At 70.8% G+C, this 11,542-nt stretch carries 12 protein-coding genes; 9 read left to right on the top strand and 3 right to left on the bottom strand.

What is annotated here, in order from left to right; genetic code table 11:
- Positions 1-48: 48 nt before the first annotated feature.
- Positions 49-1,464 carry an MFS transporter gene (locus tag ACMW4R_RS11435; protein ID WP_058598126.1) on the top strand — a complete coding sequence of 472 codons (1,416 nt, stop codon included), beginning with the start codon at positions 49-51 and terminating at the stop codon, positions 1,462-1,464.
- Positions 1,461-2,198, top strand: coding sequence for a fumarylacetoacetate hydrolase family protein (locus tag ACMW4R_RS11440; RefSeq protein WP_418299984.1), 738 nt, complete (start codon positions 1,461-1,463; stop codon positions 2,196-2,198). Before ACMW4R_RS11435 ends, ACMW4R_RS11440 begins: the two co-directional genes overlap by 4 nt.
- A gap of 6 nt (positions 2,199-2,204) precedes the next feature.
- Here ACMW4R_RS11440 and ACMW4R_RS11445 read toward each other — a convergent pair whose 3' ends face one another.
- On the bottom strand, positions 2,205-2,330 hold the full coding sequence (locus ACMW4R_RS11445) for a hypothetical protein (protein WP_275044496.1): 126 nt from the start codon (positions 2,328-2,330) through the stop codon (positions 2,205-2,207).
- Between the two features lie 277 nt (positions 2,331-2,607).
- Between ACMW4R_RS11445 and ACMW4R_RS11450 the strand changes: the two genes are divergently transcribed.
- Both ACMW4R_RS11450 and pth read left to right on the top strand, forming a co-directional pair.
- Complete coding sequence (locus ACMW4R_RS11450) at positions 2,608-3,234, top strand: 50S ribosomal protein L25/general stress protein Ctc (RefSeq protein ID WP_058598128.1); 627 nt, start codon at positions 2,608-2,610, stop codon at positions 3,232-3,234.
- Positions 3,235-3,345: 111 nt separating this feature from the next.
- The gene (gene pth, locus ACMW4R_RS11455; protein WP_058630128.1) at positions 3,346-3,930 is read left to right on the top strand and encodes an aminoacyl-tRNA hydrolase; all 585 of its coding nucleotides are present in this window, start codon (positions 3,346-3,348) and stop codon (positions 3,928-3,930) included.
- Positions 3,931-3,994: 64 nt separating this feature from the next.
- On the opposite strand, the gene ACMW4R_RS11460 is transcribed toward pth, so the two are convergent.
- Both ACMW4R_RS11460 and ACMW4R_RS11465 read right to left on the bottom strand, forming a co-directional pair.
- Positions 3,995-4,516: a hypothetical protein gene (locus ACMW4R_RS11460; RefSeq protein WP_058626541.1), complete on the bottom strand. Its 522-nt coding sequence runs from the start codon at positions 4,514-4,516 to the stop codon at positions 3,995-3,997.
- Positions 4,517-4,631: 115 nt separating this feature from the next.
- On the bottom strand, positions 4,632-5,099 hold the full coding sequence (locus tag ACMW4R_RS11465; RefSeq protein ID WP_418299985.1) for a hypothetical protein: 468 nt from the start codon (positions 5,097-5,099) through the stop codon (positions 4,632-4,634).
- 113 nt (positions 5,100-5,212) lie between these two features.
- On the opposite strand from ACMW4R_RS11465, the gene mfd reads away from it, so the two are divergent.
- From mfd to ACMW4R_RS11490, 5 genes are all read left to right on the top strand, one after another.
- Positions 5,213-8,788, top strand: coding sequence for a transcription-repair coupling factor (mfd, locus tag ACMW4R_RS11470; RefSeq protein WP_058630130.1), 3,576 nt, complete (start codon positions 5,213-5,215; stop codon positions 8,786-8,788).
- An 8-nt stretch (positions 8,789-8,796) separates the two neighbouring features.
- On the top strand, positions 8,797-9,171 hold the full coding sequence (locus ACMW4R_RS11475; protein WP_418299986.1) for an SdpI family protein: 375 nt from the start codon (positions 8,797-8,799) through the stop codon (positions 9,169-9,171).
- A gap of 89 nt (positions 9,172-9,260) precedes the next feature.
- Positions 9,261-9,917 carry a trimeric intracellular cation channel family protein gene (locus ACMW4R_RS11480; RefSeq protein ID WP_418299987.1) on the top strand — a complete coding sequence of 219 codons (657 nt, stop codon included), beginning with the start codon at positions 9,261-9,263 and terminating at the stop codon, positions 9,915-9,917.
- Positions 9,914-10,540 (top strand): trimeric intracellular cation channel family protein, encoded by a 627-nt coding sequence (locus tag ACMW4R_RS11485; protein ID WP_418299988.1) that lies wholly within the window; start codon positions 9,914-9,916, stop codon positions 10,538-10,540. The genes ACMW4R_RS11480 and ACMW4R_RS11485 overlap by 4 nt, the downstream gene beginning before the upstream one ends.
- A gap of 31 nt (positions 10,541-10,571) precedes the next feature.
- Positions 10,572-11,171 (top strand): gamma carbonic anhydrase family protein, encoded by a 600-nt coding sequence (locus ACMW4R_RS11490; RefSeq protein WP_058597844.1) that lies wholly within the window; start codon positions 10,572-10,574, stop codon positions 11,169-11,171.
- Positions 11,172-11,542 lie beyond the last annotated feature (371 nt).

An 11,542-nucleotide genomic window follows, 5' to 3' on the forward strand; every position in this document is an offset into this window, starting at 1 on the left:
GGGTTGGTACAGTCGCGGAAGTCGCAAGACCCCAGCCGATCGAAGGAGATGGCCGTGACCACTGCATCCACACCGACGCCGCAGCCGCAGGATGATCCCGAATACGCCGCGAACCTGCGCCGCGCGACGCTCGCCTCGAGCATCGGCAGCGCGCTGGAGTACTTCGACTTCGCGCTCTACGGCCTGTCGACGGCGCTGATCTTCAACGTCCTCTTCTTCTCGCAGGACAACCCGGCCCTCGCCACGGTCGCCGCCTTCGCGACCTACGGCGTGGGATTCCTCGCCCGCCCCTTCGGCGGACTGTTCTTCGGCGTCCTGGGTGACAAGCTCGGCCGCAAGTGGGTGCTGGTCATCACGATCCTGCTGATGGGCGGGGCGTCCACGGCGATCGGTCTGTTGCCCACCTACGAGGCCGTCGGCATCCTCGCGCCGATCCTGCTCGTGATCATGCGCCTGCTGCAGGGCTTCGGTGCCGGCGCCGAACAGGCTGGTGCGACCGTGCTCATGGCGGAGTACGCCCCGGTCAAGCGCCGCGGTTTCTTCTCGGCGCTGCCGTTCATCGGCATCCAGGCGGGCACGCTGCTCGCGGCCGTCGTCTTCAGCCTCATCTCGCTGCTGCCCGAGGATCAACTGCTCAGCTGGGGATGGCGCGTGCCGTTCCTCGCGTCGTTCGCGCTCATCCTGCTCGCGCTGTTCATCCGTATGCGTCTGCGCGAGACGCCCACCTTCATCGAGCTCGAGAAGAGCGAGCAGATCGCCGAGCGCCCGATCCGCGACATCTTCACGCGGGGCCTGCCGGGCATCATCGTCGGCATCGGCCTGCGCATGGCCGAGAACGGCGGCTCGTACATGTTCAACACCCTCGCGCTGACGTTCTTCGTCGCCTCCGTGGGCGGCCAGGCGGACCGCAGTCTTCTGACCTGGGGCGTCACGCTCGGTTCGCTCATTGGCATCTTCTCGGTGCCGCTCACGGGAGCCCTGTCCGACCGCATGGGCCGCCGCACCGTCTACCGCCTGGGCGCGCTGTTCATGCTCGTCTTCACGTTCCCCGCCTGGTGGCTGATCTCGCTCGGGAGCTACCCGATCACGATCGCCGTGATCGCGATCGGCATCGGCGTCGCCGTCAACTCGATGCTCGGACCCCAGTGCGCCATGCTCCCCGAACTGTTCGGCAACCGTCACCGCTACCTCGGCGTGGCCATGGCGCGCGAGATCTCGGCCGTCCTCGCCGGTGGCCTCGCGGGAGTCCTGGGCGCGTACATCATCGCCGTGAGCGGGGCGAACTGGCTCCTCCTGGCCATCTACATGGGAACCCTCGCGCTCATCACGACCGCCTCGACGTTCCTCGTCCCCGAGACCCTCCGCCGCGACCTCACGCGCACCGACGACGCCATCAAGGTGTCGCGCGACGAGGCGGGCGAGGGTGTGGACGCCACGACCGTGACCGTGCGGACCATCCGATGACGCGCATCGCCCGCGTGCGGACGCCGGAGGGCGTCCGCACGGTCCGGCTCGACGGTGACCGGCTCGTGCCGATCGCCGACCCGTATCTCGCCTTCGCGGCGGGGGAGCAGATCACGGATGCCGGGACCCCGGTGGAGGGGACTTTCGAAGCGCCCTGCATCCCGACGGTCGTCGTGGGGATCGCCCAGAACGGGCCCGGTCACGCCTCGCCCGTCCAGGCGTGGTTGAAGAGCCCCCGCACCGTGACGGGTCCCGATCGCCCGGTCGTCCTGCGCCGAGACGCCGGCACCACGGTCGCGGAGGCGGAGGTGGCGGTCGTCATCGGTCGCGACACGACGGGTCTCACCGCCGAGAACGCTCACGAGTACGTGCTCGGCATCACCGCGGTGAACGACCTGTCGAGTCCCGATCGGTCGGAGTTCGACCCCCGCAACTTCGAGTCGAAGTCGGGGGAGGGGTACACCCCGCTCGGCCCGTGGATCGACACCGGAATCGGCCTCGACGACGATGTGGTGCTCCAGCTCGTCGTCGACGGGGAGCCCGCATGCGACACGTCGGCGGGCCGCTACCCGATGTCGATGCGCGAATGTCTCGCGTACGTCGCGGGATGGACGACCTTGGGCCCCGGGGACGTGATCATGATGGGAGCGCCGTTCTCGGCATCCCCGATTCGTCCGGGAGTCACGGTCGAGGTCGTCGTGGGCGAGCTGCGCCTGCGGACCCCGACGGACTGATGCGCGTCAGTGCTTCTTGTACCCCGCGTTGCGGCCCATCGAGAAGAGGGCGCCGATCGCGCCGATGCCGCCGACCAGGGCGACACCGCCGATGACCCAGAGCACGACGTGGGAGAAGAAGCCGCTGTCCATGATGATCCTTCGGGTCGGTGGCCTTCGATTCTACCGGGGCGCTCCGGTACTCCTCGACACGCGCGGGTCGTGCGCCGGCGATCGCGCTGCTAGACTTCCGGGGTACTTCGGCGAGGGACTGTCGCACACCGGTTGGTGAACGCGGCATCCGTGATCGACGCGGTGATGCAGGCTCCCGGCTTTCCTCACGCGCTCGCGTTCGAGTCGAATCCAGACCACCGGTGCGGGCCGTGTTCCGCCCCTGAGCTGCGGGCCGCACGCCCGCGAGGAGAACATCATGTCGGAAGACAACAAGGTCGTCGCGGAGCTCCGCGAGAACTTCGGCAAGGGCTTCGCCCGTCGCCTCCGCGCCGCGGGCAAGATCCCGGCCGTCATCTACGGCCACGGCACCGAGCCGCAGCACGTCGCGCTGCCCGGTCACCAGACCGCGCTGCTCATCCGTCGCGCGAACGCCCTGCTCGACCTCGACATCGCGGGCAAGAGCCAGCTCGTCCTGGTCAAGGACGTCCAGAAGGACCCCGTGCGCCAGATCATCGAGCACATCGACCTCATCGTCGTGAAGAAGGGCGAGAAGGTCCAGGTCGACGTCCCCGTCGTCGTCGTCGGTGAGCCCTTCTCCGGCACCATCGCGATGCTCGACACCGCGACCGTGTCGCTCGAGGTCGAGGCCACCCACATCCCGCAGAACGTCGAGGTCGATGTCGAGGGCGCCGAGGACGGCACGCAGATCACCGCCGCCGACCTGAAGCTCCCCGCCGGCGCGAGCCTCGTGACCGAGCCCGAGACCCTCATCGTGGGCGTCTCGGTGCCGCTCGACACGCTGGCCGCCGAGGAAGAGATCGCCGAGGCTGACGCCGAGGTCGCCGAGGAGCAGTCCGAAGAGGCCGAGGCCGGCGACAACTGACATCCGGCGGCTGCTACTCGCAGTTCGTCGACGAGGGGGCGCGTTCTCGCGCCCCCTCGTTTCGTTTGCGGCTGGACTTTCGTTTCCGGCTGAACCGGGAGAATGGATGCCATGGCAGACACGTGGGTGATCGTGGGACTCGGCAACCCGGGCCCGCGCTACGAGGCGACGCGGCACAACATCGGCCAGATGGTCGTCGACGAGCTCGCCGCGCGGCGCCGCGAAGCCTTCCGCGCGCACAAGGCGAACGCCCGCGTCGCCGAGACCTGGCTTCGCCCCGGTGGTGCCAAGCTCGTGCTCGCGAAGCCCAACAGCTTCATGAACGTTTCTGGGGGGCCGGCCGCTGGCCTTGCGCGTTTCTACGACGTCGCCCCGGAGCGCGTCGTCGTCGTCCACGATGAACTCGACATCCCGTACGACACCGTGAAGCTCAAGACCGGTGGCGGCCACGGCGGCCATAACGGTGTGCGCGACGTTGCGAAAGCACTCGGCACTCCGGAGTTCCCGCGCGTGCGTGTGGGCATCGGCCGCCCGGTGGGTCGGCAAGACCCCGCGGATTGGGTGCTCGATCCGTTCGGCGCGACCGAGCGTCAGACCCTGCCCATCCTGATCGGTGACGCCGCCGACGCGGTCGAGATGCTCATCGACGAGGGTCTGGTCGCCGCGCAGCAGCGCTTCCACGCGCCGCGCGCCTGACGAGCGCGCACACGAAGAGAGCCCCGGCCAACCGGCCGGGGCTCTCTTCGTGTCGCTGAGGGGCTCAGCCGATGGTGTTGACGTACGGTGCCGCTCCGGCGGTCGCGCCGATGCCGAAGACCACCGCGACGACGATGCCGCCGAGCACCGCGAGGATGATCGCGGTGATGCCGTAGCCGCGACCGCGGTTCTTGACGGCCGCGATGATGCCCTGGATGAAGCCCCAGAGGCCCAGCGCGCCGAAGACGAGGAAGCCGGCCACCGCGAGCAGACCCGCGACGGCAGCGGCCTGCTGCGCGCTCTCAGGGAGCGTCGCCGCGTCGATCTGCGTGCCGTTCGCGCCGGTCGTCGCGTACTGCACGAGCGCACCGCTCTGCATGCCGCCGATGAAGGCGAGGATCGAGCCGATCACGATCGCGGCCAGCGACACCACGAAGGCGATGAGGCCGAGACGGTTCGACGGCTTCGCGGCCGCCGCGGTCGGGGGCTGGTAGCTCGGGGACGCGGGGTAGCCCGCCTGAGCGGCGTCGGCGCGCGTGGCGGGAGGAGGGTTGTACGGCTCGGGGGGCGGCGGCGTGCTGCTCACGGGGTACTCCTTCGATCGCGGGACGGTTTCATCCCATGGCCGCGAGTATAGGGAGACCGATCGATTTCTGAGAAGAAGCTGGACGCGCGTCCGCAAACGCGGTAACGGCGCCGAGTCAGACGAGCGCTCCTCCCGTGCCCGTGGTGGTTCCGGCGCCCGCGACAAGCGCGACGGCCAGGAGGGCGCCGAACACGAGGGGGCCCAGGGCGGCGAGGACGATGGCGACGATGCCCATCGGTCGGCCCCGGTCCCGAGCGGTCGCGACGATCCCGACGACGAGCGCGGCGATCCCGAGTGCGGTGCCGCTCCAGAAAGCGATCTCGACGACGAGGACGAGGTCGCGGACGGGGGTCAGGACCCGCAGGTCGAGGTTCTGTCCGCCCTGAGCGACGATCTGCGCGCCGGCTCCGCGGCCGACGCGGAACGCGGCGAACCCGGCGACCGCGGGAGCGACGAGCATGCTCAGGATGCCGGCCACGAGGGCGAACGCCCCGAGAGGGCGCCGCTTTCTCGTCTTCGGTGGGGGAGCTAGAAGCGTTCCCGTCGCGGGAGCGACGTAGGGGGCGGCGAAGGGCGACGACATGTCAGCACTCTACGAGACGGGTTCCGTCGAGACTTCGTCGACGGGCTCCGCCGAGACGTCACGCGACGGGCTCGACAGAGCCGATGTCGGCGGCCCCGCGTAGACTTTCCCGAGTGACAGTTCCCGGGATCGTGCGCGCCCTCGAGCAGGCTGAGTCGTACCGTGAGGCCGCGTCCGCGGCATCCGCCGACCTGTCTCTCTCCCTCGTCGACGGGCTCGACGCCCCCGTCATCGCGGGTCTCATCGAACGCCGGCGAGCGGCGGGTGGACCGGGGGCTGTTCTGGTCATCGCCCCGACCGGACGTCGCGCCGAGTCCCTGGGGCCGGCGCTGGATGCCGTCCTGCCCGGCGCGCAGGTGCTGCACTTCCCCGCGTGGGAGACGCTCCCGCATGAGCGTCTCAGCCCGAGCCCCGAGACGGTCGGACGACGTCTCGACGTGCTGCGCCGGATCGCCGCGTGGAACGGTGAGGCGCCCCTCGTGGTCACCGCGTCCGTCCGCAGCGCTCTGCAGCCGCTCGCACCGGGACTCGGCGACGTCGCTCCGGTCGAGCTGGCCGTCGGCGGCCGCGGCCACGAGCTCGAAGCGGTCACGACGCGACTCGTCGAGCTGGCGTACCACCGCGTCGACATGGTCTCGCGCCGCGGCGAGTTCGCCGTGCGCGGCGGCATCCTCGACGTGTTCCCGCCCGTGGCCGACCACCCGTACCGCGTCGAGTTCTTCGGTGACGAGGTCGACCAGATCCGCGCCTTCTCGGTCGCCGACCAGCGCTCGCTTCCGGGCGACGTGACGACCGTCACGCTGGTCCCCAGCCGCGAGCTGCTGCTCACGCCCGCGGTGCGTGCGCGCGCGGCGGCGCTTCGCGACGCCTACCCGGGCCTGCGCCAGCTGCTCGAGAAGATGGCCGAGGGCATCCCGGCCGAGGGGATGGAGTCGCTCATCCCCGTGCTGATCGACGACCTCACGACCCTTGTCGACTACCTGCCCGGTGGCAGCGCGGTCGCGCTCGTCGACCCGGAACGCTCGCTCGCGCGCGCGACGACGCTCGGCGACACCAACCGTGAATTCCTCGAGGCCGCGTGGTCGGCGGCGACGGCGGGAGCCGACACCCCCGTCGATCTCGACTCCGGCGACTTCGTGACCCTCGACGACCTCCACGAGCGCGCCAGCGGTCGCGGGGGAGTCTGGTGGCAGCTCAGCGCCTTCGACTCGGGCGCAGCGGATGCCGAGGACGAGGGGCTCGTGACGGGCGACGACTCCGCGCACCGCATCAAAGCCGACGCCGTTCCCTCGTTCCAGGGCAACGTCGACGGGGCCACCGCACACGTGGGCCAGTTGCTCGGCGACGGGTGGTCGGTGATCGTCACGGCATCCGGACCCGGCCTGGTCGACCGCGCGCGCGACGTGCTCGCGGAGCGCGGGATCGCGGCGCGGCGCGTGGACGACGTGCTCACGCCTCCCGAGCCGGGTGTCGCCCACGTCGTGTGCGCGCCGCTCGAGCGCGGCTTCGAACTCGGCGAGGCACGGTTCGCCGTCATCACCGAGACCGAGTTCTACGGTCGCTCGGTGGGCGGCGACAACCGCGGCGCGAAGAAGCTCGCCTCGCGCCGCCGCAACGTCGTCGATCCGCTGCAGCTGAAGCCCGGCGACGTCGTGGTTCACGCGACCCACGGCATCGGCAAGTTCATCGAGCTCACGCAGCGAGAGGTCTCGAGCGGCGGGCGCAACGCCGTGAAGACGACGAAGGAGTATCTCGTCCTCGAGTACGCGCCGTCCAAGCGCGGCTACCCGGGCGACAAGCTGTTCGTGCCCACCGACCAGCTCGACCTGCTGTCGAAGTACGTCGGCGGCGAGGCGCCGACGCTGTCGAAGATGGGCGGCAGCGACTGGGCCGCGGCGAAGGGCCGCGCCCGCAAGGCGGTCCGCGACATCGCGGTGGAGCTCGTGAAGTTGTACTCGGCGCGCATGGCATCCAAGGGATACGCCTTCGGCCCCGACACCCCGTGGCAGCGCGAGCTCGAGGAGGCGTTCCCCTTCGCCGAGACCCAGGATCAGCTGCAGACGATCGACGAGATCAAGGCCGACATGGAGAAGCCGATCCCGATGGACCGGCTGCTCTCCGGCGACGTCGGCTTCGGCAAGACCGAGGTCGCCGTGCGCGCGGCCTTCAAGGCCATCCAAGACGGCAAGCAGGTCGCCATGCTCGTCCCGACGACGCTGCTGGTCAAACAGCACCTCGAGACCTTCGCCGAGCGCTTCGCCGGCTTCCCGGTGACCGTGCGCCCGCTCTCGCGCTTCCAGAGCGACAAGGAAGCGAAGGCGACGCTCGCGGGCCTGACCGACGGCACCGTCGACATGGTCATCGGAACGCACCGCATCCTCACCGAGAAGGTCATCTTCAAAGACCTCGGGCTCATGATCATCGACGAGGAGCAGCGGTTCGGCGTCGAGCACAAGGACGCCCTGAAGAAGCTCAAGACCAACGTCGACATTCTCGCCATGAGCGCGACGCCCATCCCGCGCACGCTCGAGATGGCGGTCACCGGCATCCGCGAGATGTCGACCCTGGCCACGCCGCCCGAGGATCGGCATCCGATCCTCTCCTACGTCGGTCCGCGCAACGACAAGCAGATTGCCGCGGCGATCCGCCGCGAGCTGCTGCGCGAGGGCCAGGTGTTCTACGTGCACAACCGCGTGTCGTCAATCCAGCGCGTCGCGGCGCACCTCGCCGAGCTGGTGCCCGAGGCACGCATCGTGGTCGCGCACGGCCAGATGGGCGAGCACGCGCTCGAGCAGGTGGTCGACGACTTCTGGGAGCGTCGGGCCGACGTGCTCGTGTCGACGACGATCATCGAGACGGGTCTCGACATCTCGAACGCGAACACGATCATCATCGACCGCGCCGACAAGTACGGCCTGTCGCAGCTGCACCAGCTGCGCGGCCGCGTGGGTCGCGGGCGCGACCGCGCGTACGCCTACTTCCTCTACGACGAGATGAAGCCGCTGTCCGAGACGGCGGCCGACCGCCTCGAGACCATCGCCGTCAACAACGACCTCGGCTCCGGTATGCAGGTCGCGCTGAAGGACCTCGAGCTGCGCGGGGCGGGAAACCTCCTCGGCGCCGAGCAGGCCGGTCACATCGCCGGTGTCGGCTTCGACCTCTACCTGCGCATGATCGGCGAGGCCGTGTCGACCTTCCGCGGCGAAGACGTCGACGGCCCCACCGAGCTGCGCCTCGAGCTGCCGGTCGACGCGCGCCTGCCCGAGTTCTACATCGACAGCGAGCGGCTGCGCCTCGAGGCGTACCAAAAGCTGTCGGCCGCGGCATCCGCCACCGCGAAGGACGACGCGATCGACCTCGTCGTCGAGGAGCTCCGCGACCGCTACGGCGAGCCGCCCGCCGAGGTCGAGGGTCTCATCGCCGTGGCGCGCCTCCGTCGCCGCGCGGCGCAGGCCGGGCTCGCCGACGTCGTCGCGATGGGATCGAACCTCCGCATCGCCCCCGCAAACCTCGCGGAGTCGATGCGAGTACGCCTGCAGCGGCTGTACCCGAAGGCGAAGCTCGTCGCGGGCGGAGACGCGATGGTCGTCCCGCTCCCGCAGGACGCCGACGACACGAACCTCATCGCCTGGGTGCGCCAGCTGCTCGACGCGCTCTGGCCGTTGCCGGTCGAGACGGCGTCGGTCTGAGGGATGCCATGATCGGCGCACTCGTGACCAGCACCGTGGCGATGGTCGCGGTGGCCGCGCTCGCGTTCTGGACCGCGCGGCGCGGGGCGGCGGGCACGCTGCCGCGGAACGACTTCATCGGCATCCGCACCGGGACGACCCGGGCATCCGACGAGGCGTGGATCGCCGCGCATCGCGCGGGCGCAGCCGACTTGCGTCGCTCCGGCATCGGTGCGGCGGCGACCGCCGTGCTGCCCTGGGCGGCGTTGGCGCTGCCCGCAGCGGCGCGCGAGCCCGCGATCGCCGTCGTGGTCCTCGCCGGGATCGCCGCGCTGATCGGCTTCTCGGTGCGCGCAGGCATCGTGGGGCAGCGAGCGGCGCGCGCCGTCAGCGAACCGCTCTGAGACACGTTCCCTCCGCGGTCGGCACCGCGTCGGGGTCTGCCGCCGGCGGGTGAATCCGCCACCTCGCGCGCCACTGCCAGAATGAGCGCATGACCGACGTCGCGCCCCGCCACCCGGACGCCCTCCGCCCGACGGTCGGCGCCCGAGCGTTCGATGCGCTCGACATCGCGGCGACGGCGCTGTTCGGTCTGGAGGGTGCCGCGGCCGCCGCGCACGCGGGTTTCGATCTGTTGGGCGTCGTCGTGGTGGGTCTCATCGTGGCGCTCGCGGGCGGAGTGCTCCGGGACGTCCTCCTCGGCGACCTTCCGCCCGCCGCGCTGCGTACTCCCAGTCGCATCGTCGCGGGCCTGACCGGTGCGCTGGTCGCGTTCGTGTTCATCGAGGTCGTCGACGCGTTCCCGGTCCTGCCCCTGCAGATCCTGGATGCCATCGGCCTCGCGCTCTTCGCCGTCACCGGGGCGCAGAAGGCCTCGGCATCCGGAGCGAACCTCTGGGTCGTGACGATCCTCGGAACCCTCGCGGCGACCGGTGGGGGCGTCATCCGCGACGTGCTCCTGGCGCGGACCCCGTACGTTCTGTCGGAGAGCATCTACGGCACCGCCGCCGCCGCGGGCGCCGTCGTCACCGGCATCCTGCTCAGGGCGACCCGACGTCCCCCGCTCTCGCTGGCGATCGGCTTCGCGGTGGCTCTCGCGCTCCGGCTGGGCGCGGTCATCTGGGGCTGGTCCCTCCCGAGGATCACGTGACGTCGGTTCGCCCCCTTTCCGGACGGCCCTCGCTCGGTGCCCGAGCGTTCGCGACTCTCGACCTCCTCGCGACGGCCGTGCGCGGCGTCGAGGGGGCCGCTCTCGCCGCGCACGCGGGTTTCGACCTTCTCGGCGTGCTCGTCGTCGGTTTCGTGACCGCGGTGGTCGGTGGCATCCTGCGCGACGTGCTCCTCGGGGATCTTCCGCCGGCCGCCCTTCGATCGTCGAGCCGCATCGTCGTCGCTCTCGGCGCGTCCGTCGCCACCTTCGTGCTTCTGGCGCTCGTCGACGAAGTCCCGTCGACGGTGATCCTCACCCTCGACGGCGTCGGCCTCGCCCTGTTCGCCGTGATCGGGGCGCAGAAGGCCTCGGCTCACGGGGCGAGCCTCTGGGTGGTCGTAGCGGTCGGAGTGGTCGCGGCGACCGGCGGCGGGGTCGTGCGTGACGTGCTCCTCGGGCACACGCCCGTGCTTCTCACCCAGAGCGTGTACGGCGGCGCCGCCGCGCTCGGGGCCCTGGCCACCGGCATCCTGCTCCTCGCGACGCGCCGCGCGCACCTGTCGATCGTGGTCGGGTTCCTCCTCGCGTTCGGTCTCCGGGAGGCCGTCCTGCTGATCGGCTGACGTCCACCGCTCGCGGGTCTACGCTGACCGCATGCGCTTCGCTCACCTCGGGGCCGAGCCCCGCATCCATCCCGACGCGGTGGTCGCGCCCACGGCCGTCATCAGCGGTGACGTCACGATCGGCGCCGGATGCCAGGTGCTCCACGGCGCTGTTCTCACGTCCGAGGGCAGTCCCATCGTGCTGGGCGAGAACGTCATCGTGATGGAGAACGCCCTCGTGCGGGCCAGTTCGACCCACCCCGTGCACGTGGGGGCGCACTCCCTGGTCGGCCCGATGGCGAGCGTCGCCGGCGCCGATGTGGGCGAGGAGGTGTTCCTCGCGACGGGGACGCGCGTGTTCAACGGTGCGGAGATCGGCGACCGCAGTGAGGTGCGCATCAACGCGGTGGTCCACCTGCGCACCGTCCTCCCCGCCGAGACGGTGGTGCCGATCGGATGGGTCGCCGTCGGCGATCCGCTCCAGATCCTGTCGCCGGACCGGCACGACGAGATCTGGGCGGCGCAGAAAGAGCTCGACTTCCCCGGCTACGTCTTCGGCCTCGACCGCGAGACCCCCGACCTGATGGTGCAACTGACCGAGCGGTACGGCCGCAGCCTCGCGCGCCACCTCGGCGACCGTCGCCTCGACTGAGGCCGCCCTGCCCGGGTGTGCCGTCGTGCGGAGTTGGCGGGCGACACGCCGGTGCGGGCATGGTCGGGGCGGTGTGTCGGGGCTGATCTCCGCCTGACGGTACGGGGACCCCGGGCGTGCCGTCGCACGGAGTTGGCGGGCGACACACCGGTACGGGGGTGGTCGTGGCGGCGTGTCGGGGCCGTGGTCCGCGTGACGGTACAGGGACGCCGGGGTGTGCCGTCGTGCGGAGTTCGCGGGCGACACGCCGGTTCGGCGGTGGTCGGGGCGGCGTGTCGGGGCCGACCTCCGCTTGACGGCACGATGCCCACCCCCGCACAGCGGCGCGCCGACCCCCGCGAGGGGAGCCGGCGCGCCGAGGATCGGGCGGA

This window comes from Microbacterium sp. S1037, from assembly GCF_048381605.1.
Lineage (GTDB): Bacteria > Actinomycetota > Actinomycetes > Actinomycetales > Microbacteriaceae > Microbacterium > Microbacterium testaceum_B.

Excerpts from the sequence above, each read along its gene's own strand:
- ACMW4R_RS11435 (WP_058598126.1), top strand. The coding sequence starts at position 49 with ATGGCCGTGACCACTGCATCCACACCGACGCCGCAGCCGCAGGATGAT.
- ACMW4R_RS11440 (WP_418299984.1), top strand. The coding sequence starts at position 1,461 with ATGACGCGCATCGCCCGCGTGCGGACGCCGGAGGGCGTCCGCACGGTC.
- ACMW4R_RS11445 (WP_275044496.1), bottom strand. The coding sequence starts at position 2,330 with ATGGACAGCGGCTTCTTCTCCCACGTCGTGCTCTGGGTCATCGGCGGT.
- ACMW4R_RS11450 (WP_058598128.1), top strand. The coding sequence starts at position 2,608 with ATGTCGGAAGACAACAAGGTCGTCGCGGAGCTCCGCGAGAACTTCGGC.
- pth (WP_058630128.1), top strand. The coding sequence starts at position 3,346 with ATGGCAGACACGTGGGTGATCGTGGGACTCGGCAACCCGGGCCCGCGC.
- ACMW4R_RS11465 (WP_418299985.1), bottom strand. The coding sequence starts at position 5,099 with ATGTCGTCGCCCTTCGCCGCCCCCTACGTCGCTCCCGCGACGGGAACG.
- ACMW4R_RS11475 (WP_418299986.1), top strand. The coding sequence starts at position 8,797 with ATGATCGGCGCACTCGTGACCAGCACCGTGGCGATGGTCGCGGTGGCC.
- ACMW4R_RS11480 (WP_418299987.1), top strand. The coding sequence starts at position 9,261 with ATGACCGACGTCGCGCCCCGCCACCCGGACGCCCTCCGCCCGACGGTC.
- ACMW4R_RS11490 (WP_058597844.1), top strand. The coding sequence starts at position 10,572 with ATGCGCTTCGCTCACCTCGGGGCCGAGCCCCGCATCCATCCCGACGCG.